25 protein-coding genes are annotated in these 20,934 nt (G+C 64.4%); 5 read left to right on the top strand and 20 right to left on the bottom strand.

Going from position 1 to position 20,934, the window contains the following annotated elements; genetic code table 11:
* Nucleotides 1-161, bottom strand: a 161-nt coding sequence (locus WP12_RS24060; RefSeq protein ID WP_152663831.1) for a transposase, incomplete at its 3' end; no start/stop codon positions are given.
* 139 nt (nt 162-300) lie between these two features.
* Nucleotides 301-1,251, bottom strand: a complete 951-nt coding sequence (locus tag WP12_RS10325) for an SH3 domain-containing protein (RefSeq protein ID WP_046193628.1) — start codon at nt 1,249-1,251, stop codon at nt 301-303.
* 203 nt (nt 1,252-1,454) lie between these two features.
* Between WP12_RS10325 and lepA the strand changes: the two genes are divergently transcribed.
* The gene (gene lepA, locus WP12_RS10320) at nt 1,455-3,278 is read left to right on the top strand and encodes a translation elongation factor 4 (RefSeq protein WP_046193635.1); all 1,824 of its coding nucleotides are present in this window, start codon (nt 1,455-1,457) and stop codon (nt 3,276-3,278) included.
* Between the two features lie 16 nt (nt 3,279-3,294).
* Nucleotides 3,295-4,275: a glycosyl transferase family 90 gene (locus WP12_RS10315; protein WP_046193627.1), complete on the top strand. Its 981-nt coding sequence runs from the start codon at nt 3,295-3,297 to the stop codon at nt 4,273-4,275.
* Nucleotides 4,276-4,453: 178 nt separating this feature from the next.
* Here WP12_RS10315 and WP12_RS10310 read toward each other — a convergent pair whose 3' ends face one another.
* From WP12_RS10310 to WP12_RS10290, 5 genes are all read right to left on the bottom strand, one after another.
* On the bottom strand, nt 4,454-4,642 hold the full coding sequence (locus tag WP12_RS10310; protein WP_235399089.1) for a DUF6961 family protein: 189 nt from the start codon (nt 4,640-4,642) through the stop codon (nt 4,454-4,456).
* 50 nt (nt 4,643-4,692) lie between these two features.
* Nucleotides 4,693-5,268, bottom strand: a complete 576-nt coding sequence (locus WP12_RS10305; protein ID WP_052730306.1) for a JAB domain-containing protein — start codon at nt 5,266-5,268, stop codon at nt 4,693-4,695.
* A gap of 5 nt (nt 5,269-5,273) precedes the next feature.
* Nucleotides 5,274-5,720 carry a hypothetical protein gene (locus WP12_RS10300; RefSeq protein ID WP_046193624.1) on the bottom strand — a complete coding sequence of 149 codons (447 nt, stop codon included), beginning with the start codon at nt 5,718-5,720 and terminating at the stop codon, nt 5,274-5,276.
* A gap of 67 nt (nt 5,721-5,787) precedes the next feature.
* Complete coding sequence (locus WP12_RS10295; RefSeq protein WP_046193623.1) at nt 5,788-6,132, bottom strand: hypothetical protein; 345 nt, start codon at nt 6,130-6,132, stop codon at nt 5,788-5,790.
* 79 nt (nt 6,133-6,211) lie between these two features.
* Nucleotides 6,212-6,754, bottom strand: coding sequence for a helix-turn-helix domain-containing protein (locus WP12_RS10290; protein WP_235399088.1), 543 nt, complete (start codon nt 6,752-6,754; stop codon nt 6,212-6,214).
* Between the two features lie 204 nt (nt 6,755-6,958).
* Between WP12_RS10290 and WP12_RS10285 the strand changes: the two genes are divergently transcribed.
* The 3 genes from WP12_RS10285 to WP12_RS10275 are packed head-to-tail and all read left to right on the top strand — an operon-like array spanning nt 6,959 to nt 10,199.
* Nucleotides 6,959-8,089 carry a Gfo/Idh/MocA family protein gene (locus WP12_RS10285; RefSeq protein WP_046193621.1) on the top strand — a complete coding sequence of 377 codons (1,131 nt, stop codon included), beginning with the start codon at nt 6,959-6,961 and terminating at the stop codon, nt 8,087-8,089.
* Nucleotides 8,089-9,000 carry a Gfo/Idh/MocA family protein gene (locus WP12_RS10280; protein ID WP_046193620.1) on the top strand — a complete coding sequence of 304 codons (912 nt, stop codon included), beginning with the start codon at nt 8,089-8,091 and terminating at the stop codon, nt 8,998-9,000. The genes WP12_RS10285 and WP12_RS10280 overlap by 1 nt, the downstream gene beginning before the upstream one ends.
* Nucleotides 8,997-10,199 (top strand): glycosyltransferase family 4 protein, encoded by a 1,203-nt coding sequence (locus WP12_RS10275; protein WP_046193619.1) that lies wholly within the window; start codon nt 8,997-8,999, stop codon nt 10,197-10,199. Before WP12_RS10280 ends, WP12_RS10275 begins: the two co-directional genes overlap by 4 nt.
* A gap of 3 nt (nt 10,200-10,202) precedes the next feature.
* Here WP12_RS10275 and WP12_RS10270 read toward each other — a convergent pair whose 3' ends face one another.
* The 13 genes from WP12_RS10270 to ffh all read right to left on the bottom strand — a co-directional run bounded on the left by WP12_RS10270 (nt 10,203) and on the right by ffh (nt 20,897).
* The gene (locus tag WP12_RS10270) at nt 10,203-11,372 is read right to left on the bottom strand and encodes a GGDEF domain-containing protein (protein WP_046193618.1); all 1,170 of its coding nucleotides are present in this window, start codon (nt 11,370-11,372) and stop codon (nt 10,203-10,205) included.
* 299 nt (nt 11,373-11,671) lie between these two features.
* Complete coding sequence (locus tag WP12_RS10265; protein ID WP_084691076.1) at nt 11,672-13,507, bottom strand: M2 family metallopeptidase; 1,836 nt, start codon at nt 13,505-13,507, stop codon at nt 11,672-11,674.
* 91 nt (nt 13,508-13,598) lie between these two features.
* On the bottom strand, nt 13,599-14,372 hold the full coding sequence (locus tag WP12_RS10260; RefSeq protein ID WP_046193617.1) for an alpha/beta hydrolase: 774 nt from the start codon (nt 14,370-14,372) through the stop codon (nt 13,599-13,601).
* On the bottom strand, nt 14,353-14,799 hold the full coding sequence (locus WP12_RS10255) for a GFA family protein (protein ID WP_046193616.1): 447 nt from the start codon (nt 14,797-14,799) through the stop codon (nt 14,353-14,355). Before WP12_RS10255 ends, WP12_RS10260 begins: the two co-directional genes overlap by 20 nt.
* Nucleotides 14,800-14,931: 132 nt before the next feature.
* The gene (locus WP12_RS10250; RefSeq protein ID WP_046193615.1) at nt 14,932-15,957 is read right to left on the bottom strand and encodes an aspartate-semialdehyde dehydrogenase; all 1,026 of its coding nucleotides are present in this window, start codon (nt 15,955-15,957) and stop codon (nt 14,932-14,934) included.
* A gap of 167 nt (nt 15,958-16,124) precedes the next feature.
* Nucleotides 16,125-16,514 (bottom strand): 50S ribosomal protein L19, encoded by a 390-nt coding sequence (gene rplS, locus WP12_RS10245; protein ID WP_046193614.1) that lies wholly within the window; start codon nt 16,512-16,514, stop codon nt 16,125-16,127.
* A gap of 3 nt (nt 16,515-16,517) precedes the next feature.
* Nucleotides 16,518-17,258 carry a tRNA (guanosine(37)-N1)-methyltransferase TrmD gene (trmD, locus tag WP12_RS10240; protein WP_046193613.1) on the bottom strand — a complete coding sequence of 247 codons (741 nt, stop codon included), beginning with the start codon at nt 17,256-17,258 and terminating at the stop codon, nt 16,518-16,520.
* Entirely contained in the window at nt 17,255-17,632 is a 378-nt protein-coding gene (locus WP12_RS10235) for a type II toxin-antitoxin system VapC family toxin (RefSeq protein WP_052730305.1), read from the bottom strand. The genes trmD and WP12_RS10235 overlap by 4 nt, the downstream gene beginning before the upstream one ends.
* Entirely contained in the window at nt 17,629-17,904 is a 276-nt protein-coding gene (locus WP12_RS10230) for an AbrB/MazE/SpoVT family DNA-binding domain-containing protein (RefSeq protein ID WP_046193612.1), read from the bottom strand. The genes WP12_RS10235 and WP12_RS10230 overlap by 4 nt, the downstream gene beginning before the upstream one ends.
* A gap of 47 nt (nt 17,905-17,951) precedes the next feature.
* Nucleotides 17,952-18,227, bottom strand: coding sequence for a hypothetical protein (locus tag WP12_RS10225; RefSeq protein WP_046193611.1), 276 nt, complete (start codon nt 18,225-18,227; stop codon nt 17,952-17,954).
* Nucleotides 18,224-18,694, bottom strand: a complete 471-nt coding sequence (gene rimM, locus WP12_RS10220) for a ribosome maturation factor RimM (protein WP_046193610.1) — start codon at nt 18,692-18,694, stop codon at nt 18,224-18,226. The genes WP12_RS10225 and rimM overlap by 4 nt, the downstream gene beginning before the upstream one ends.
* A gap of 87 nt (nt 18,695-18,781) precedes the next feature.
* Nucleotides 18,782-19,369 (bottom strand): 30S ribosomal protein S16, encoded by a 588-nt coding sequence (gene rpsP / locus WP12_RS10215; RefSeq protein ID WP_046193609.1) that lies wholly within the window; start codon nt 19,367-19,369, stop codon nt 18,782-18,784.
* A gap of 49 nt (nt 19,370-19,418) precedes the next feature.
* A complete protein-coding gene (gene ffh, locus WP12_RS10210; protein ID WP_046193608.1) occupies nt 19,419-20,897 on the bottom strand; it encodes a signal recognition particle protein in 1,479 nt (492 codons plus the stop codon).
* Nucleotides 20,898-20,934 lie beyond the last annotated feature (37 nt).

Raw genomic sequence — 20,934 nt, 5'->3', positions numbered from 1 at the left:
GTCGGCAGATCACGCCATGGACTGCCCGTCCGGACAATCCATAGCACTGCCTCCAAAAATAGACGGTTGTTCCTCCCGCTTCGTCCCGGGTCGGTCGGCTTACCCAGACAATGCGGTTCCATCTTTGCCCACTGGGCGTCGGTCAGTACGAAGCGTTCCATCCAAAGTGTGAATCACATCTCCCCAAAAATGTGAATCCTAAATCCCCACAACCCCTAGTCGCATCCGAGGCAAAGGGAAAAAGGGCGCCGATCGCTCGGCGCCCTTCGTGTCATTGTGGAGGCAGGCTCCGCCGTCAGATCATTTCAGGTCTTCGACCGAGATCCAGCCTTTCGTGCCATAGGCATCGCTGACCTCGACGAACAGACCCTCGCGAACGCCGCTCGGCGTCAACAATGTGCCGGCGCGCAGGGCGCGCACCACCGCGCCCTTGCCCGCCTGGGCATAGAGCTTCGTGTCGATCGCCGTGGTATAGCCGGGCTTGGTCGCGACCTGGGTCGCGACGGCAGCCCCCGCGGCGCTCCCCGCTGGCTTGACCGCCACCAGCGCCGCCTGTTGCGCGACGACATTGTTGAACGCCTGGACGAACGCAGTGGTCAGCATCTGGCCGTCCTTCGAGCTCGAATAGCCACTGTTGCCCGCATAGGGATCGCCATAGCCCATCGCGGCCATCTGGGCCTTGGCGGCCTCACCCCAGGGATTGCTCGCGACCAGACCGGCGGGGCCGAAGCCGCCGAGCGACATCTGGGTCTTGGTCTGGGTGCCCGATCCGGTGACGACCGTCTGGCCGGTTGCCGGGCTGATCACGCGCAGGCCAGCCGCGATCGTCTTCTTCTTGCCGCCGAAGCCGCCGAGCATGCCGAGCGCCTGACCGCCAAAGGGAATCCCGCCGGCGAGCCGGCCCGCCATGCCCGAGCGGACGAGGCCCTCGGTCAGCGCGGTCTTGGCCAGATTGGTCCCCTGATCGACCTCTTCCTTGTCGCCGGCGATCGCGTTGAGCAGGAAGTCGGCGGGTGCGCCGCTGCCGCCCGCCTGCAGCGTGAAGCAGCCGCTCTGCATCGCCATTGCGGCGATCAGGTCGCGTGGGCTGCTCAGCCCATATTTGGTCCAGCCCTGGGTGTCGCCATCGACCACCGCGATGCTGCCGATCGGTTTGTCGCATTTCGACAAGGCGATGGCCTCGTCAGCGGCGAAGGCGGGTTGCGTGGAAAGCAAGGCAGCGGCGGTCGCCGCCAGAAGAGCGTATTTCATTGTGAGAACCCCCGTTCATGTTCGAGACGAAGCGTGAGCGTTCCCTTACGCGAATCGCACCCCGTCACATCCATCACGATCCCTGAAACCGGAATTGATGGCTATGCTGAAAATCACATTGCGGTCTGTTGCTGTAACTTTGCGTCCTGACGCTTGCATTGCTATGGCGCGCGCACCTTCCTCTCTCCGTGATTGAGATATTCGTGACCGTTCCGATCGACCGCATCCGCAACTTTTCGATCATCGCCCATATCGACCATGGCAAGTCGACGCTCGCCGACCGGCTGATCCAGCAGACCGGCGGGCTCAGCGCACGCGAGATGTCGGCGCAGGTGCTCGATAATATGGACATCGAGAAGGAGCGCGGCATCACGATCAAGGCGCAGACCGTGCGCCTCAATTACAAGGCCAAGGACGGCAAGGAGTATGTCCTGAACCTGATGGACACGCCGGGCCATGTCGACTTCGCCTATGAAGTTTCGCGCAGCCTGGCCGCGTGCGAGGGCGCGTTGCTGGTCGTCGACGCGGCGCAGGGCGTCGAGGCGCAGACCCTGGCCAATGTCTATCAGTCGATCGAGCATGATCATGAGATCGTTCCGGTCATCAACAAGATCGATCTGCCCGCCGCCGAACCCGAAAAGGTGAAGAAGGAGATCGAGGACATCATCGGCCTTCCCGCCGACGATGCCGTGCTCGCCTCGGCGAAATCGGGCATCGGCATCGAGGAGGTGCTCGAAGCGGTCGTCACCCGCATTCCGCCGCCCAAGGGGGACCGCAGCGCACCGTTGAAGGCGATGCTCGTCGACAGCTGGTACGACCCCTATCTCGGCGTCGTCATTCTGGTGCGCGTGGTCGAGGGGATCCTGAAGAAGGGCCAGCAGATCATGTTCATGCAGCATGGCACCCAGCATCTGGTCGATCGGGTGGCGTGCATGCGGCCCAAGCTCGAACAGCTGACCGAACTGGCGGCGGGCGAGATCGGGATCATTACCGCCCAGATCAAGGAAGTCAGCCAGACCGCGGTCGGCGACACGATCACTGACGCAAAGAAGCCGACCGCCGAGCCGCTGCCGGGCTTCAAGGAAGTCCAGCCGGTGGTGTTCTGCGGTCTCTTTCCGGTCGACGCCGCCGATTTCGAGAAGCTGCGCGACAGCCTTTACAAGCTGCGCCTCAACGATGCGTCGTTCAGCTTCGAAGCGGAGAGCTCGGCGGCGCTCGGCTTCGGCTTCCGGTGCGGCTTTCTTGGGCTGCTCCACCTGGAGATCATCCAGGAGCGGCTGACCCGGGAATATGATCTCGACCTGATCACCACCGCACCGTCGGTGGTCTACCGCCTCAACCTGAGTCATTCGAAGACCGAGGACGCCAAGGTCATCGAACTGCACAACCCGGCCGATATGCCCGATCCCAATCGGATCGACATGATCGAGGAGCCTTGGATCGAGGCGACCATCTATGTCCCCGACGAATATCTCGGCTCGCTGCTCAAACTGTGCCAGGACCGGCGCGGTATCCAGAAGAACCTGACCTATGTCGGCGGCCGCGCGCAGATCACCTATGAACTGCCGCTCAACGAGGTGGTGTTCGACTTCTACGACCGCCTGAAGTCGATCAGCCGCGGCTATGCCAGCTTCGACTATCACCAGATCGGCTATCGCGAGGGGGACCTCGTCAAGATGAGCATCATGGTCAATGCCGAGCCGGTCGATGCGCTGAGCATGATCGTCCACCGCGGCACCGCGGAGGTGCGCGGCCGTGGGATGTGCGAGCGGCTGAAGGACCTGATACCCCGCCACCTGTTCAAGATCCCGGTCCAGGCCGCGATCGGCGGCAAGGTGATCGCGCGGGAGACGATCGCGGCGATGCGCAAGGACGTCACCGCCAAATGCTACGGCGGCGACGCCAGCCGCAAGCGCAAGCTCCTCGACAAGCAGAAGGAGGGCAAGAAGCGCATGCGCGAATATGGCAATGTGAACATCCCGCAGGAAGCCTTCATCGCCGCGCTTCGCATGGGCGACGAGAACTGATCGGGACTGATGTGGCATGACTAAGTCGGCGCACTGGGCCGAGCATGAATTCGCGCCGTGGCGCGATGTCGAAAAGCCCCGTGATCTGGCCCTGCGGCTGCGGGCGATCGCTGCGGCATCGCCCTCCATCTATCTGCTCGAGCCGACGGGCGGCGGGCTTCGTCCCGTTGCCAAGCCCGGCGCAGATCCGCTGATGGCAGAACGCGCCGATCTGTACGGAGACTTCCTCTCCGGCGTGGTGCGCGATTTCGCGATCGAGCCGCGTTCCCCGCTCCTGATAGGCGTTCATGATCGCGGTGCCCCGCGTAGCGACGTACCATTGTTCGAATATCAGAAGCAGCGAGGCAGCGGCACGATGCTGCTGCCCGACGTCGATCTGCTGACGATGGGGTTCATGGAGGATTCGGCCTGCATCGATCCGATCGCCTTCGACGACAAGCTGGCGCAGGCCATCTTCGTCGGCGCCACCACCGGCGGCATCATCACCGCGGACATGGTGGCGACTCTCGCGCACCCCCGGTTGCGCGCTGCCGCCTTCTTTGCCGACAAGCCGGGCGTCACCTTCGAACTGCCATTGATCGTGCAGTGCGACACTCCCGAGACGGCGAACAGCATTGCGATGCTGGGTTTCGGTAGTCGGCGGCGCACTTGGAGCGAACAACTCGACTATCGCTATCTGCTGTCGATGGACGGCAACGGCGCCACTTGCTCACGGGTTGCCCGCGCGCTCGCCAGCTGCTCGGTGCTGGTCAAATATGCCTCGGCCTTCGAGCTATTCTATTTTCGCGGGCTGGAGGCGTGGCGTCACTATCTTCCGGTGCGGCGTGACGATGATGTCCTGGCAATCCTGGCCCAGGCTGATGCGACACGCGAGCGCGATCGTGCCATCGCCAGGCGATCGGAGACATTCGCGCGTCATTATCTGTCACGGGAAAGCTGCGCCACCTACACGGCGGCACTGCTTGGCCATTATTTCGGGTGGATTGATCGAACCTGAGCAACGGTAGGAATGGCCCGCAAAAGTCGGGCGGCGGACCACAAGCCCCTTGTCGGTCCGCCGCCCTGTTGGGGGCTGGAAGTCCTCCCTGTGTCCCCAGCCGGCCGGATCGGGGGGAGGACGGCCGGCTGGGTACCCTGTGTCAGCTCTCGCTAGTGCTGTTCGCCTGAGCGCCGTTTCAGTGGCGGCTGCGCGGCATATGCGTCTCGGGCAGACGGATGCGCTCGATCTCGCTCGCGACTGCCTTCCACAGGCCGACGCCATAGCTGTCGCCGTCGCGGATCAGCACACCGATGCGGCTGGCGACATAGCTGTCGGTCTGATCGCCAAAATCATCGATCACCCTCCTTGCAAAGTCCCGGATCATGCTGTTCTCCATCACTGCGTAACTCTTTTTCCCGACGACTGGGACATGCCCTAAATCAATCCTTCCGCGCGGAGGCTGCGCCAACCGGTGCGGGCGACGATCAGGTGGTCATGAACGGCGATCTCTAGCGGGCGGGCGGCGGCGACCAGATGCGCGGTCGCCTTGACGTCCGCCTGGCACGGCGTCGGATCGCCCGACGGATGATTATGCACGATGATCAGCGCGGTCGCGCCGATCTCCAGCGCGCGCTTGAGGATTTCGCGCGGATAGAGCGGCGCCTGGTTGACGGTACCGCGCGCCATCACCTCGTCGCGCAGCAGCCGGTTGGTCGAGTTGAGGAACAGCACCCGCAGATGTTCGACCGTGTTGTAGGCCATGCTCGCGAAGAGATAGTCGGTCAGCGCCTCGGAGGTCGACAGGATGGGGCTCTGGCCCAGCTCGGTGCGCAGCGAGTGGAGCATCGTCATCCGCACCGCGACGAGAAAATCGGCCACGCCGCTATCCTCGGGCAGGCAGGCGTGCAGCGCGGCGGGCTCGGCCGCCAGGATCGCGGGGACGCTGCCATATTCGTCGAGCAGCTCGTCAATGATCGCGCCGGTATGCGGGTTGCCGAGCGGGGCCAGCAACCCTTCTAATATCTGACGGCATTCCCCTTGGGGATCATGGCCTGCCGGTGAATATGATTCCGCGTGCCGGCCGCTATGCCCAGCAGCATCGGATAGGCCCAGACTTCCGCTGCCCATGAATAGGCCCGCGCCGCCACCGAAGGATCGACGAGCGTGGCCACGTGGATGGTCACTGCGATCAAATGGAAGGATGTTACCCATATTGGCCAAAATCGATCGCTATACAGTGCCAGATTGCCGAACGCCGCGAGGACGAGCAGGTCTACGATGAAGATGCCTGCCTCGGGGGTTCGCCATCCCGGGAAGAATGACATCGCGGCTATCACGGTCAGGATCGAGCCCACGACCATGATCGCCGCGCCGGCCCGCTCCGGCCATCCTCCGAGCCGTCCCGCATAGGAACTGACGAGGATGAGCGCGAGCAGGTAGACGAACTGGTTCCATTGGGCCATGCGGCGACCGGATCACAAGGATATGCTCCGGTCAAGCATGGCGGGGCGGAACCAGCTCAGGCGACGGCTACGCGACCTCTTGGAGGTGACGTACTTCCGCCTTGCCGACCAGGCCGCCCAGAGCATAGGTCTTGAGCCCGACCTGATCCTTGGTTGCGGCCAGTTCGCGATGGCTCGCGATCATCTGGGCACGCGCCTTGACCAGCGCCGAGAAGCTCTCCGCTGCATATTCGAGGGCTTCCTGACCCACTTCGCAAGCCAGATCGGCGTCGGCGCGGGCGGCGGGGATGAAGCCGGTCAGCTCGGCAGTGCGGGCAATAGCCAGATCGATCGCATGTTCGGCGGCCATCAGACGATCGGCGACACCCTGGGCAACTTCACGACGCTTGAGAATGGTGAGGCGATTGAACATGAGATTCTCCCTTCGCGCGGCCACCCATGGGGCCAGCGCGTCCCTGTTGGACGATGCTGTAAGAAACTAGGTGAGGCGCTTAGGCCTGGAAGAGCCGTTTCAGCGCGTCGAGTCCGGCAAGAAGCCCGCCGAAGGCAATGGCCGAGCCTATGGAGATCGAAACGATCCAGCCCAGCCGCTGCAACAGATTTAGGTCATTACGCTCCCTCCCCGGCGTGGGGAAAGGCAGGTTGATGAAGTTGCCACTCGTGGCGAAGGCGGGTGTTCGGAACGCAATCTGTTCCTCCCGTACCGCCGAGCCGTGGAAACCCGTCTCGCTCTGCCGAACCCCATGAATGTCGGACGACCCAACAGTGGCATGGACGGTGGCAGGAGCAACATGCGGCGTTTGATATACGGCTGATTGATATGGGTTCGGGTTCTCGTATTTCGCGAGGATTCGCGCCGCCTCAAAGCGATTTGCGACGCCCAGCGCCTGGATCGCCATGCGCAGCCGCTGGTCCACCGTGTGCGGCGAAATACCCAGCTCGCGGGCGATATCCTTGGACGAAAGATGCATCAGCACCATGCGCAGGCAGACACGCTGCGCCTCGGTTAGCTTATGGATGCGATCCGATTCCATGACAGTGATCATATCGTTAAACCGCGACCGTGTAAAACCCGACACACAATGGTCATATCAACGCGTCCTAAGGCGATATGGCCGTGCCATATTTGGTTCACCTCGGCCGGCTGCGCCGGTGAGCATTGATATGCCTTGATATCTCGATTGATATCGCACCGCCGGCCATTGCGGAGGCTCCCCGCCGACTCTAGGCTTGGCAACATGGCAGCGGGGGACCATCGGGCGGCCGCCCGAATCGCGATCGTAGGGGCCGGCTATGTCGCCGACCTCTATCTGCCGTCGATTCGCACCTTCCCGGGACTCGATATCGTCGGCGTTTGGGACATTGATTCCGATCGGCTCGCGGCCTTCACCGGCCATTGGGGGGTGCCCGCAGCGGCGGGGCTCGACCCGCTGCTCGCGCTGCGCCCCGACATCCTCCTCAACCTCACCAATCCCCACGCCCATGCGGCGGTTTCGCGCGCCGCGCTGGAGGGTGGAGTTCATGTCTGGTGCGAAAAGCCGTTGGCGATGACGATGGCCGAGGCCGAGGCGCTGATGGCGCTGGCCGCCTCCCGCGGTCGCCATCTCGCCTCGGCGCCATGCAGTCTGCTGGGGCGGGCGGCGCAAACTGCCTGGAGCGCGATCCGCGACGGCCGGATCGGCAAGCCCCGGCTCGCTTATGCCGAGCTCGACGATGATTTCCTTCCCGCCGCGCCGCATGGACGCTGGCGTTCGGCAAGCGGCGCCCCCTGGCCGGCCGCCGACGAGTTCCGTACCGGCTGCACCCTCGAACATGCCGGCTATTATCTCTCCTGGTTGATGGCGATGTTCGGGCCGGTGCGCCGCGTGGTCGGCGGCGCGGCGCGGCTGCTCGACGACAGCCAGACCGGCGCGGAGCATGATGTCCCCGACTATGCCTCGGCCAGCCTGTTCTTCGACGCCATGGTTGCGAGGCTCACCTGCTCGATCGTCGCACGTCACGATCGCCGCTTGCGCATCTTCGGCGACGCTGGCGTGCTCGAGGTCGACGATGCCTGGGCCAATGCCGCGCCGGTGCGGATACGCCGGCGGCACGTCATCCGCCGCCGGCTGGTCAACAGCCCGTTTGCGACGCGGGTCCGCCCAACCGGGGAGGGGCATCCGATCGTTGGCCGCCGGGGGAGCGCTTCGATGAACTTCGCGCTGGGCATCGCCGAAATGGCGCGGGCAATCGCGATGGGGAGAGCCCCGCGCCTCGCGGGCGATTTCGCGCTTCATCTGACCGAAGTGTCGCTGGCGATGCAGGCGGGCGGCGATCATCACATCGTTACGGCCTTCGCCCCGATGTCGCCGATGGACTGGGCCGGCTGATGATGCCGCTCCGCTTCGCCGTCATCGGCCGTGGGCGGATGGCGGCGGCGATGCGCGCGCTGATCGGCGATGTGCCGATCGACGCCGCCGATGCGGTCTATATTGCCAGCCGCAATCGCGATCATGCCGCGCATGCCCGGTCGGCGCTGGCATCGGGCAAGGCGGTGCTGTGCGAAAAGCCCTTTGCGATGACGCCGGCCGAGGCCGAAGATATCATATCGATATCGCAACGATCCGGTCTGCTCTACATGGAGGCGGTGGCGACGCCCTTCCTGCCGGCGGTGGCCACGGCATTGCAGGCGGCCGATGCGGGCCGGCTCGGTGCGGTCCGGCATCTCGAAGCGAGCTTTGGCTATCCGACCGACGACCAATCTCAGCCGCGTCTGTTCGAACCCGATGGTGGCGTTCTCGCGGATCGCGCGGTCTATCCGCTGATGCTCGCGCTGATCGCACTAGGTCCGGTGGCGAGCGCCAGCGCCGAGGTGGAGCGCGACAGGCGCGGCGTCGACGTCGCCGCGCGGTTCCGGCTCGATCATAGGAACGGCAGCCGGTCCGATCTCGCGGTCTCGTTCGACGAGCGGCTCGACAATAGCCTGCGGATCGAGGGCGATGCCGGGGCGGTCGAGGTCGCGCCGCCCTTGCTAAGCGCGCAACGCCTGCGCTTCACCGCGCACGACGTTCGACCGTCCCGCATGTGGCGCGGCTTGCGCCAGAACGGCGGCGTGCGGCGAATCGTTGATCTCGCCGGCCGCGTCACCGGCCGCTGGCATGGCCATGGCGGGTCGCCTTACGCCCATGAGGTCGAGCATTTCACCGCGCTGTTCCGCAGCGGCGCGGTCGAAAGCCCGCTGATCAGCCACGAGCGCATGCTCGCTGTCGCCCGGCTGATCGCAGAGGCGCGGCAGGCATGAGGCTCGCCTATCTGCTCAACAGCTATCCGATGACGAGCACCACCTTCATCCGGCGCGAGATCGCGGCGATCGAGCGGGCAGGGGTGCCGGTGAAGCGCTTCGCGGTGCGCCACTGGTCCGAACGGCTCGTCGATCCCCAGGATATGAGCGAGCGCGGCCGCACCGAATATCTGCTGACCGGACATGGCGGACGGCTTCTCCGCGGGCTTGCGCGCTATGCGCTGCTCAATCCGCGCAGCTTTGGCGAGGCTTTCGAGGCGGTAGGCGGTCTGCACCGCGCGGCGGGCGGGGGTTTCATCCGCCACGGCGCCTATCTCGCCCAGGCGATCCGGCTCAGAGTGCGTTGCGCCCAGCTTGGTATCGACCATGTCCATGCGCATTTTTCGACCAATGCCGCGACGGTGGCGATGTTGTGCCGGCTGCTTGGCGGCCCGCGCTATAGCTTCACCGTCCATGGTCCCGACGAGCTTGAGCAGCTGGACGCGAATAGCGTCGCCGACAAGGCCTTGAATGCGGCCTTCGTCGTCGCGATCAGCGGCTATTGCCGTGACCGCCTGCTTGCCTGTCTGCCCGAACATCTCGCGGGCCGGGTCCGGGTCGTGCCGTGCGGCGTCGATCTGTCCGACTATCCCGCCGAACCGAGCCCGCCGCCGATGAGCGGGCGATTGCTATCAGTCGGTCGCCTCTGTCCGCAAAAGGGCCAGGCCGAGATCCCCGCCGCGATCGCGGCGGCGGGGCGCGATCATCCGGGCCTGTCGGTGGTGCTGATCGGGGATGGTGAGTGTCGCGCCGCGATCGAGCGCGAGGTCACGGGGACCGGCACCGGCGGCCGGGTCAAGCTGCTCGGCTGGCGGACCAATGCCGAAGTCCGCCGCCGCATCAGGGAAACCCGCGCTCTGCTGCTCCCCAGTCATGCCGAAGGCCTGCCGATCGTGATCATGGAGGCATTTGCAATGGGCCGGCCGGTGATCACCACCCGGATAGCGGGCATCCCCGAGCTCGTCGACGAGACATGCGGCTGGCTGGTCGAGCCTGGTGACGCCGAAGGGCTGGCCGCGGCGATTGGCGAGGTGATGTCGGCGACAAAGGGGGCGCTGGCGAAGATGGGCCGCGTCGGGCGCAAGCGCATCCTCGTCCGCCATGATATCGACCGGATCGCGCCGCAGCTGATCGAGATGTTCAGAGCTGCGAAGGACTGACCTTCAGATCCGGTCCTCGAGGTCCTCGGCGCTGGTCACGCGATCGCGGCCTTCGAGCTTCGAGCGGTAAAGCGCGCGGTCGGCGCGCAAGAGAAGGGCGGCGAGGGAGATGTCGCCCGGCCGCAGCCCGGTGACACCGAAGCTGGCGGTCATGACGATCTTGTTGCGGCCCTCGACCGGCATGGTGCCGATGTCGCGGCGGATACGCTCGACCACCTCCAGGGCGTCTTGTGCGCGCGTGTTAACCAGCAGCAGCGCGAACTCCTCGCCACCGATCCTGCCGATCAGGTCGCCGCGCCGGACCATCCGTTCGAGCCTGGTCGCGAAATGTTTGAGCGCGCGATCGCCCACCGAATGGCCGTGCTTATCGTTAACGGCCTTGAAATTGTCGATGTCGCCGACCACGACCGCAAGTGGCTGGCGCTGGCGCTGGGCGTTACGGATAGCGCGTTCCGCCGACTCCTCGAAACCGCGGCGATTGTAGATGCCGGTCAGCTCATCCGAAGTCGCAAGCATGCGCATATTCTCGGCAAGGTCTGCGGCGACCAGGAAGACCGAGAAGATGCCCACGCCGATAAAGGCCAGCGGATAAAGCAGCACCAGCACGAGGCGGAACAACTGGTAACGCTCGCCCTCGCCGCTGATGCCCTGGCCGAGCGCGAGCGCGCCCAGGCCGAAGTCGACCAGCATGAACAGGATCAGCATCGCCATCGTCGCGCGTTCCGGGAGCGAAGCAGTGCGAAGCGACCGCACGATCGTGCCGGCGCTGATCGCCAGCATCGTGCCGCCGAAGAAGAGCCAGATCGCGTCGCGCATGTCGCGTTGCGGAAACAGGAAGACGATCGTCGTGATCGCGATTGCCGCGGCCACCGCGGCGAGCAGCAACGGCGTCATCGTCGCGCCGGGGCGGATCCTCTGGACGAAGCCGATCGCGATGAGCGCGTTGGAAAGGCAGCACAGGCCGACGACCAGCGAGCAGAGCAGCAGATTGTCGCTGGCGTGGAAGCGGACAAACAGATTGCCTACCCATTCGACGGTGGCGACGCCGAAAGCGATCGCCCATATCATGGCATAGCGGGGCTTGCCGAAACTGCGCCACGCAATAAGCATCACCGCCGCCAGCATGGCTGCGATGAAACTCAGCGCGAAGACATTCACGAGCGCTGCGGTCATTGTCCCCCAGAAACAATAAAATGATTCCAGGAAGAAACGATCAACCCGGCGGCCATTATAACTATGTTTCGATTGGGCCGGTGCCGTGCCGCCGAACGTTTCAAAATGCAACAGTGCAGGAGGGCAATTTGTGCCGTTTTCGGGCAGTTACGACCATTTTGGAGCCGAAACCCGCCTATCTGCTGACAAATGCACGATATGGTCGACTGCCGCGCGGCGATCTCGGCGCCCGCAAAGACATGCGTAATCTGATACGAGGGGCGCCGATTCGCTTGAAATCGGCGCCACTCTACTACCGGTCACCAGCCGCAGCGCTGGCCCTTGTTCTGCGCGTTGAGCCAGCCGATCAAGGGCTTGAAATAGGCGATCATCGCCTTGCCGTCGATCTCGCGGCTGCCTGTGAAGGCTTCGAGCGCATCGGGCCAAGGTTTCGACTGTCCCATGGCGAGCATCGCGTTCAGCCGCTCGCCGACCTTCTTGTCGCCGTAGAAGGAGCAACGATGGAGCGGCCCCTTCCAGCCGGCCTGGTCGCAGGCCGCCTTGTAGAACTGGAACTGCAGGATGCGGGCGAGGAAATAGCGTGCATAGGGGGTGTTGCCCGGAATGTGGAACTTCGCACCCGGATCGAAATCGCCCTCGTCGCGCGGAACCGGAGAGACGATGCCCTGATATTGCACGCGCAGATCGGTCCATGCCTTGTTATATTCGGCCGGCTTGGTCGCGCCGCTGAACACGCCCCAGCGCCACTTGTCCATTAACAGGCCGAACGGCAGGAAGGCAACCTTGTCCATCGCCTGACGGAGCAACAGACCGATATCCTTATCGGCGCTCGGCACCTTGGCGGAATCGAGCAGGCCAATCTTCACCAGATAGTCGGGCGTGATCGACAGCGCGACAAAATCGCCGATCGCCTCGTGGAAGCCGTCATTGGCGCCGTCCATGTAGAGTTGCGGCTGCTGGTTATACGCGCGCTGGTAATAATTATGGCCGAGTTCGTGGTGGATAGTGACGAAGTCGTCGCCATTGACCTTGGTGCACATCTTGATGCGCAGGTCGTCCTTGTTGTCGACGTCCCAGGCGGAGGCATGGCACACGACCTCGCGGTCGCGCGGCTTGGTGATTTGCGAACGGGTCCAGAAGGTGTCCGGTAACGGAGCGAAGCCCAGCGAGCTGTAGAAGCCCTCGCCGGCCTTCACCATCTTGACCGCATCATAGCCCTTGGCGACGAGCAGTTCGCCGACATCGTAGCCGACATCGCCTGCGCCGGGCGGGGCCACCACGTCATAGATGTTGCCCCATTCCTGCGCCCACATATTGCCGAGCAGATCAGCGCGGATCGGACCGGTCTTCGCCTGGACGGCATCGCCATATTTCTGGTTGAGTCTCGCGCGGGTGTAGCAGTGCAGCGCATCGTAGAGCGGCTTCACCTGAACCCACAGCTTGTCCATCATCTTGGCGAAATCGTCGGCGGGCATGTCATAGCCCGCGCGCCACATCGCGCCGAGATCCTGATAGCCGAGATCGACCGCGCCCTTGTTGGCGATCTCGACCAGCTTGGCATAATCGCCGCGCATGGGTTTGCCGACATTGTCGTGCCAGCTCACCCACATTTCCTGAAGCTCGGCAGGATTGCGGTTGGTACCCATCTCGGCCTCGATGTCCGAGCCATTGATCTCCTGCCCGCGCAAGGTGCCGCGGCCCTTGCCATAGGCCGACTGAAGCCGGGTTGAGAGATCGCTGAGCTCGCGCGCCGCGCCGGGCGTGTCGGGGGCGGGCAGGACGATACGCTGCTTGAGCCGGCCCAGCTTGCGCGCGGTGTCGTAGCTCAGTCCCTTGACGCCGTCGAAGCGGGCAGCGCCCTTGGCATAGCGGACCTGCATCTCGGTATCCTCGGCGCCGACCTTTGCGGCGACCGCGTCGGTATCGTCGGTCAGGTAGGTGCTGTTGATCCACTGGACCTGTGCAGCGAAGGTCAGGAATTCGAGATACTCCTTTTCTGTCGCGGCGACGAAGGCATCGGCCTCGGCGGCGGTCGGAGCAGCTGCCGGTGCGGCGTCCTGCGCCGAGGCGGGGGCCGTCGCCAGCAGCGCGGCCAGCGCGAGCCCGGAGGCCGCCGCCTTGATCATGGTCTTCATGAGAATCGTCCTTGGCAATTATATGCTGACACCAATGTCATCATGCTGCCGGGATATGGTCAACCCCGTGTATTACGGTAATGACACGGTTTCAGAACCAATTGGCAATCGCGTCACCCAGGTCGGATAGTGTGACCGCGCTCATATGGTTGCCCGGCACTTCGGCGAAGGCGGCATTGGGCAGCGCCGCGGCGAGTGCCCGGGCGGAGCCGTTGTCGTGGTCCTCGCTGCCGGTCAGCACGAGAATCGGCAGGCCGAGATCGGTGAGCGCCGCGCGCGGAATGTTCGGGAAATAATCGAGCAGCAGGAGCAGCGCCTGCGGATCGCCCTTGGTCGTTTTAAGGAAGCCTTCGGCCATCCATTCGGGCGAGAATTTCTGGTGGGTGCCGATGCCCTCCAGGACGCGGCGGAAGAAGCCGACCCGGCCACCGAGATCGAGCAGCCCTTCGAGCCCCATGCCGGCGAGCAGCGCCTTGCCCGGCCGCGCACCGCGCACCAGCATCCGCGCGGTGGTACGGCCGCCGAGCGAATAGCCGCCGAGATCGTAGCCGCCGGGTTTCAGGGCCAGCTGTTCGATCAGCGCGAGATTGTCATCCGCAAGGATGTCGTGGCTATAGCCGGATGGATCGTGCGGTTTGGCGCTTTCTCCATGGGCGCGCAGATCGGGCATGATCACCCGCCGTCCCTTGGCCGCGAGCTTGGCGGCATGGCCATAGCGGACCCAATTGGTGCGGGCGTTGGAAAAAAGACCGTGGATCAGGACGACCGGGCGGCCATCGGTGTCGCCCATTTCGTGCCACGCCATCTGTGCGCCGTCCGCGCCCCGGAAATGGTGAAGGGTGGTTTCAGTCGGGGAGTTTGCCAACGGTCTTCATCCAGCGATCGACGAGCGGCTTGTGCTCGTCGGTCCGGTAACGCGGCAGGCCGCTGGTGTCGATCCACGCTTCATGCAGGCTCTCCGCGCCGAAGGCGTGCGCAGGCACGAAGCGTGACGGATCGTCGAAGCTGCCGACGGTCAGGTCGATATTCTCGCCCTGGAGATAGGCGAAGCCGAGCGGTGTCCCGCATGCCGAGCAGAAAGGACGCCGGGCGATGGGCGAGCCTTGATACCAATCGGGCTCGCGCTCCCAGCGCATCGCCGATCGCTTCAGATTGACGAAGGCGATCGATACGCCCCCTGTCGCGCGCTGACACATGCGGCAATGGCAGAGATAGGCCTCGTCGGAGGTGATCTCGGCGACGTAACGGATGCGGTCGCACTGGCACCCGCCGGTCATGGTCTGCAAATCCATAAGCCTCCTCGTCACCCCAGCGAAGGCTGGGGTCCATGTCTCTACCAACGAGCGTTGTTGCAAAAGTTGGCAGACATGGACTCCAGCCTTCGCTGGAATGACGATAGAAAAGGCGAGAGCAAGTGGGAAGGCCTACGCCTTCTTCAGGTGTCGGCGTCCGAGCAGCTCGGCGATCTGGACGGCGTTGAGCGCTGCGCCCTTGCGGAGATTATCGGAAACGCACCACAGAACGAGGCCGTTCTCGACGGTCGGATCCTCGCGGACGCGGCTGACGAAGGTCGCGAACTCGCCGACGCATTCGACCGGGGTGACGTATCCGCCGTCCTCGCGCTTGTCGATGAGCATCACCCCGGGGGCTTCGCGCAGGATTTTCTGCGCGTCCTTGGCCGACAGCTCGTTCTCGAACTCGATGTTGATCGCTTCCGAATGGCCGACGAAGACGGGGACGCGGACGCAGGTCGCGACGACCTTGATCTTCGGATCCATGATCTTCTTGGTCTCGACGACCATCTTCCACTCTTCCTTGGTGAAGCCGTCGTCGAGGAAGCTGTCGATGTGCGGGATCACGTTGAAGGCGATCTGCTTGGTGAACTTCTTCGGCTCGGCGGGATCGCCGACGAAGATGTTGCGGCTCTGCTCGAACAGCTCGTCCATGCCCGCCTTGCCCGCGCCCGATACCGACTGATAGGTCGACACGACGACGCGCTTGATCTTCGCGGCGTCGTGCAGCGGCTTGAGCGCAACGACCATCTGCGCGGTCGAACAGTTCGGGTTGGCGATGATGTTGCGCTTCTTATAGCCGTAGATCGCCTCGGGATTCACCTCGGGCACGATCAGCGGGATATCGGGGTCCATCCGGTAGAGCGACGAATTGTCGATCACGGTACAGCCCGCCGCCGCCGCCTTGGGCGCATAGACCTTGGTCGCTTCCGAGCCGATCGCGAACAGCGCGATATCCCAGCCGGTCCAGTCGAAATGCTCGATATTCTGGACTTTGTAGGTCTTCCCGCTCTCGCCATATTCGATCATGTCGCCCTGGCTGCGCGCCGAAGCGACGACCGCCAGCTCATCGAGCGGAAATTCGCGCTCGGCCAGGATGTTCAGCATTTCGCGGCCCACATTGCCGGTGGCACCCGCGACGACGACACGATAGCCCATAGTCTTCTTCCTGTTTTTGTGAGGACGTCACCGCGGCGGAGGCCGGGTCGCTAGAGGCTCTTGCGGCCCCGGCCTCCGCCGGGGCGACGTGAGTTGGTCCAGATATGCAAACGGCCGGTCTCCCGAGGGAGCCGGCCGCCTGCGAGGTTTGGTAGGGAGAGCCTGTTTTAGGCTTCCTGGGCCCCGGCGGCCGGTTTATGGTCGCGACGCTCTGCAATACGCGCCGATTTTCCGGTGCGGCCACGCAGATAATAGAGCTTCGCGCGCCGGACGACGCCCTTGCGGACGACGTCGATCGACTCGACGTTCGGCGAATAAAGCGGGAAGACGCGCTCGACGCCTTCGCCGAACGAAATCTTGCGGACGGTGAAGGACGAACCCATGCCCCTGTTCGAGCGGGCGATGCAGACGCCTTCATAGGCCTGCACGCGGGTGCGCTCGCCTTCGACGACCTTCACGCCGACGCGCAGCGTGTCACCGGGACGGAATTCGGGAATCTTTTTCGATTCGTTGAACTTGGCAATCTGCTCGGCTTCGAGCGTCTGGATGAGATTCATGGCTCATCGCTCCTTCTTCTGTCGCTGCGCGCCAGAGGGAGACTTGACCCGAGCGCCCTCATGGCGCTCCCAAAGGTCCGGCCTCCTTAGCCTTGTATCGGTCTCGGCGCTGGCTTTACGCCATGCCAGGATCCTCGCATGATCCCCAGATCGCAGCACCTCGGGGATCGTGCGCCCTTCCCACTCAGCAGGTCGGGTATAATGCGGATATTCGAGAAGCCCCGTTTCGAAGCTCTCGTCATCCCCGCTATCGGGGGCGCCCATTACCCCGGGAAGCAGCCTTATGCAAGCATCGAGCAGCACCAGCGCGCCCATCTCGCCGCCCGACAATATATAGTCGCCGATCGACACCGGCTCGATCGGCCGCCCCTCGAACAGCCGCTCGTCGATTCCCTCGAAGCGTCCGCAGAGAATCGTGACCCCTGGACCGGCCGCAAGCTGACGGACGCGCGCCTGGGTCAGCGGGGTTCCGCGCGGCGTCATCGCGAGGACCGGCACGTCTGGATTGGCCGCAAGCGCGTGGTCCACGGCCCGCGCCAGGACGTCGGCGCGCATCACCATCCCCGCGCCGCCACCCGCCGGCGTGTCATCCACCGAACGATGTTTGTCGGTCGCGAAGTCGCGAATCTGCACCGGATTGCACGCCCATTTACCCTCGGCGAGCGCGCGGCCCGCCAGTGAGACGCCGAGCGGACCGGGGAACATCTCCGGGTAGAGGGAAAGGGTGGTGGCGGTGAAGGTCATGCCTGCGTCCAGTTCTCGACGTTGAGGTTCGGCACGTCTTCAAAATGAGTGACATTGTCCGTCACTACGGTGAGTCCCAGCGACAGCGCATGCGCGGCGATCAACCGGCCGTAGCTGGCTCGCCGGAAAGGTAACGACGCATAAGCGAACGCGGCATTGAGGTCGAAGTCGAGCACAGGCACCTCCTCCAGGAAAGCGCGAAGCTGATCCAGAGCAGGCGGTTTTCCTTGCGCCGATCCATAGGCGACCTCGGCCAGCGCAATCGCCGACGTGGCCAGATCGCCGTCGTCGCACTCCGCAACGCGAGCGCGGAGTATCTCTCCGTTCGCCATCGTCAAGCGAATGATGATGTTCGAATCGAGGAGATACCTCACCGGCTCCGGCTATCCGCCTCGGCGTTCCATAGCGGGCGTTCCTCGAAGCCCCTTTCTGAGGCATCGATCAGCTGCAGGTCGGTGGCCGACCCCCATATCTTGTCGATCGCGATCTTTCGCTTGGGCGCGTCTAACGGCTCGACGATGTAACGGCCGGCTTCCTCCCGTACCGTCATCTCAGTGCCAGCATCGATACCCAGCGCCTTCGGGAGCCGTAGCGCAACCGAGTTCCCCGATTTGAAGATGCGCGATTTGAGAGGGGCAGCGGCCATGCTAATCTCCGTATATACGGAATGTATATACTTTGGTCGGCATAGAATTACAACACCCGCCGCGCCACCAGATCGGTGCAGACCGCGAGCAGCGCCCCCGCCACGACGAGCAGACCCAGCATCAGGCTCCACCCCGCGACCGCGGCGTCGGCGGTGGTGAGCAGGACGAGGGCGAGCGCGACCGGCGGTAGCACGACCTGCGCGGAGGCGGAGGCGAAGCGAAGATGCGGCGGCAGGCCCTTCTTACGGGTGCGCACCACACCATAGGCGATGATCAGCAGGTAGACGCTGGCGATCAGCAGATAGATGGTGGCGGGATTCATTCGACGAACTCCGGATCGATCAGCAGGCGATCGGCCTCGATCGTCACCGCTTTTGCAACGGGAACCATGAAGCGCTTGCCGTCGGGCTTCTCGATCTCGAGCACGTCGCCAGCGCCGAAATCATCGATCAGCACGGCGGTGCCAACCACGACGCCATCGGCGAGGCAGGGCAGGCCGATCAGGTCGATATGATAATATTCGCCCTCGCCGAGCGGCGGCAGCGCCGAGCGCGGCACGCTCAGCTCCGTGCCGCGCAACGCCTCGGCGGCGTTGCGGTCGGCGATCTCCGCGAAGCGCGCGACCGCGCCGTTGGTTACGGGACGGAGCGAGACGAGCGTGAAGCTGCGCCCCGCGCCCGACAGCGTAGGATAGGCTTTCAGGTCGTCGCTGAACAGCTTGAGGCGGACTTCGCCGGTAATGCCGTGCGCGCCGGCAATGGCGGCGACGACGATCGGTTTGTCCGTCATGCTCCAGCCCTCTGCGAGGAGAGGGCTTGGGGGTGGGTTGCGCCGCTGGACCAGTACATCATATCGGCGTGACCCACCCCTTCAACGTCAAGCTTCGCTCTTTTCCTCAGCGGCGGCTTCGGCGGCCGGAGCCTCCTCGGCAGCGGCTTCAGGAGCTGCTTCAGCAGCAGGTGCCTCTTCGGCGGCCGGCTCAGCGGCAGGCGCTTCCTCGGCGACGGCTTCAGCGGCGGGAGCCTCTTCAGCAGCAGCTTCGACGGGTGCTTCGACGGCGGCTTCCTCAACGGGAGCCTCTTCTACGACCGGCGCCTTGGCGGCTTCAGCGGCAGCTTCGTTGGCGGCGTCGACCTTGGCCTGACGCTCCTCGGCGCGCTCCACGGCCTTCTCGCCCGGCTTGCCCTTGTTGGGGTTGCTGCGAGCGGCGCGCTCCTTGACGCCGGCGGCATCGAGGAAGCGGGCGACGCGATCGGTCGGCTGAGCGCCGACCGACAGCCAATGCTTGGCGCGGTCGGCGTCGATCTGAACGCGGTTCGCGTCATCCTTGGCGAGGAGCGGGTTGTACGAACCGATCTTCTCGATGAACGCGCCATCGCGCGGGCTGCGCGAATTGGCGACGACGATGCGGTAATAAGGACGCTTCTTGGCGCCGCCACGGGCGAGACGGATGGAAACGGACATTGGGAACTTCCTTTCTGGTAATTCTATCTGGGTAAAATTGGCTAAGTGCTTATTTCTTCTTCATGAAATTCTGGAAACCGGGGGGCAGGCCCGGGGGTTGACCGGGCAGGCCCGGAAGCCCGCCGCCGCCCGGCATCGGGGGCATGCCCCCCGCGCCGCCGCCGCCGAGCAGGCCGCCAAGGCCGCCGCCGCCACCGCCGAGCAGCGCGCCGAGGCCCTTGAGGCCACCCATCTTCTTCATCTTCTTCATCACCGTCCCCATCTCCTGATGCATCTTCAGGAGCTTGTTGACGTCCTGCACCGTGGTGCCGGAGCCCTTGGCGACGCGGATCTTGCGCTTGGCGTTGAGCAGTTCGGGGCGGGTGCGTTCCTTGGGCGTCATCGATCCGATGATCGCGTCCATGCGGACGAGCACCTTGTCGTCGGCCGCTCCGCTCGCCATCGCCTGCTTGACCTGCTTGATGCCGGGCAGCATCGCGGCGAGACCCGACAGGCCGCCCATCCGCGACATCTGGCGCAGCTGGTTGCGCAGGTCGTTCATGTCGAACAGACCCTTGGCCATCCGTGCCGCGAGCGCCTCGGCTTCCTCGACCTTGATCGTCTCGGCGGCGCGTTCGACCAGGCTGACGACGTCGCCCATGCCCAGGATGCGGCCGGCGACGCGGCTCGGCTGGAACAGTTCGATGCCGTCGAGCTTCTCGCCGGTGCCGACGAACTTGATCGGCTTGCCGGTGACGGCGCGCATCGACAGCGCGGCGCCGCCGCGTGCGTCGCCGTCCATCCGGGTCAGCACCACGCCGGTCAGCGCCACCTGCTCGGCGAAGTTCGTCGCGACGTTGACCGCGTCCTGGCCGGTCAGCGCGTCGACGACGAGCAGGATTTCCGCTGGATTGGCGATCGCGGCGACCGCCTTCATCTCCTCCATCAGCGCCTGATCGACGTGAAGCCGGCCGGCGGTGTCGAGGATCAGGGCGTCATAGCCCTGAAGCTTCGCCGACTGGAGCGCGCGGCGGGCGATGTCGACCGGCTGCTGGCCCTGGACGATCGGCAAGGTCGTCACCGACGTCTGCGTGCCTAGAATCGCGAGCTGTTCCTGCGCCGCCGGGCGATTGACGTCGAGCGACGCCATCATGACCTTCTTGCGACCCTTCTCGGTCAGCCGTTTGGCGATCTTCGCGGTCGTCGTCGTCTTGCCCGAACCCTGGAGGCCGACCATCATGATGATCGCGGGCGGGGTGATGTCGAGGTTCAGATCCGACGCTTCCGAGCCGAGCATCTCAACCAGCGCGTCATGGACGATCTTGACGACCTGCTGACCCGGCGTGACCGAGCGGAGCACCTGCTGGCCTACCGCCTGCTCCGTGATCTTGTCGACGAAGGTACGGACGACTGGCAGCGCGACATCGGCCTCGAGCAGCGCGATGCGGACTTCGCGCATCGCCTCGCGCACGTCCGATTCGTTGAGCGCGCCACGACCGCGCAGGCGATCGAAGACCCCACCCAGCCTTTCGCTCAGACTTTCGAACATATGTTCACTCCTCTGCGCCTAAGCGCCGAAATTGCTG

This window comes from Sphingomonas sp. SRS2 (assembly GCF_000971055.1).
In the GTDB taxonomy this organism is placed as follows: Bacteria; Pseudomonadota; Alphaproteobacteria; order Sphingomonadales; family Sphingomonadaceae; genus Rhizorhabdus.
The sequence above is the reverse complement of the archived record's forward strand: the minus strand, read 5'-3'. Positions and strand labels throughout refer to the sequence as shown.

Excerpts from the sequence above, each read along its gene's own strand:
- WP12_RS10225 (WP_046193611.1), bottom strand. The coding sequence starts at position 18,227 with ATGAATCCCGCCACCATCTATCTGCTGATCGCCAGCGTCTACCTGCTG.
- rplS (WP_046193614.1), bottom strand. The coding sequence starts at position 16,514 with ATGAATCTCATCCAGACGCTCGAAGCCGAGCAGATTGCCAAGTTCAAC.
- WP12_RS10310 (WP_235399089.1), bottom strand. The coding sequence starts at position 4,642 with ATGATCCGGGACTTTGCAAGGAGGGTGATCGATGATTTTGGCGATCAG.
- ffh (WP_046193608.1), bottom strand. The coding sequence starts at position 20,897 with ATGTTCGAAAGTCTGAGCGAAAGGCTGGGTGGGGTCTTCGATCGCCTG.
- trmD (WP_046193613.1), bottom strand. The coding sequence starts at position 17,258 with ATGACCTTCACCGCCACCACCCTTTCCCTCTACCCGGAGATGTTCCCC.
- WP12_RS10230 (WP_046193612.1), bottom strand. The coding sequence starts at position 17,904 with ATGGCCGCTGCCCCTCTCAAATCGCGCATCTTCAAATCGGGGAACTCG.
- WP12_RS10270 (WP_046193618.1), bottom strand. The coding sequence starts at position 11,372 with ATGACCGCAGCGCTCGTGAATGTCTTCGCGCTGAGTTTCATCGCAGCC.
- WP12_RS10290 (WP_235399088.1), bottom strand. The coding sequence starts at position 6,754 with ATGGAATCGGATCGCATCCATAAGCTAACCGAGGCGCAGCGTGTCTGC.
- rimM (WP_046193610.1), bottom strand. The coding sequence starts at position 18,694 with ATGACGGACAAACCGATCGTCGTCGCCGCCATTGCCGGCGCGCACGGC.
- WP12_RS10275 (WP_046193619.1), top strand. The coding sequence starts at position 8,997 with ATGAGGCTCGCCTATCTGCTCAACAGCTATCCGATGACGAGCACCACC.
- WP12_RS10325 (WP_046193628.1), bottom strand. The coding sequence starts at position 1,251 with ATGAAATACGCTCTTCTGGCGGCGACCGCCGCTGCCTTGCTTTCCACG.
- WP12_RS10300 (WP_046193624.1), bottom strand. The coding sequence starts at position 5,720 with ATGGCCCAATGGAACCAGTTCGTCTACCTGCTCGCGCTCATCCTCGTC.
- WP12_RS10315 (WP_046193627.1), top strand. The coding sequence starts at position 3,295 with ATGACTAAGTCGGCGCACTGGGCCGAGCATGAATTCGCGCCGTGGCGC.
- rpsP (WP_046193609.1), bottom strand. The coding sequence starts at position 19,369 with ATGTCCGTTTCCATCCGTCTCGCCCGTGGCGGCGCCAAGAAGCGTCCT.
- WP12_RS10255 (WP_046193616.1), bottom strand. The coding sequence starts at position 14,799 with ATGGATTTGCAGACCATGACCGGCGGGTGCCAGTGCGACCGCATCCGT.
- WP12_RS10250 (WP_046193615.1), bottom strand. The coding sequence starts at position 15,957 with ATGGGCTATCGTGTCGTCGTCGCGGGTGCCACCGGCAATGTGGGCCGC.
- WP12_RS10285 (WP_046193621.1), top strand. The coding sequence starts at position 6,959 with ATGGCAGCGGGGGACCATCGGGCGGCCGCCCGAATCGCGATCGTAGGG.
- WP12_RS10265 (WP_084691076.1), bottom strand. The coding sequence starts at position 13,507 with ATGAAGACCATGATCAAGGCGGCGGCCTCCGGGCTCGCGCTGGCCGCG.
- WP12_RS10295 (WP_046193623.1), bottom strand. The coding sequence starts at position 6,132 with ATGTTCAATCGCCTCACCATTCTCAAGCGTCGTGAAGTTGCCCAGGGT.
- WP12_RS10280 (WP_046193620.1), top strand. The coding sequence starts at position 8,089 with ATGATGCCGCTCCGCTTCGCCGTCATCGGCCGTGGGCGGATGGCGGCG.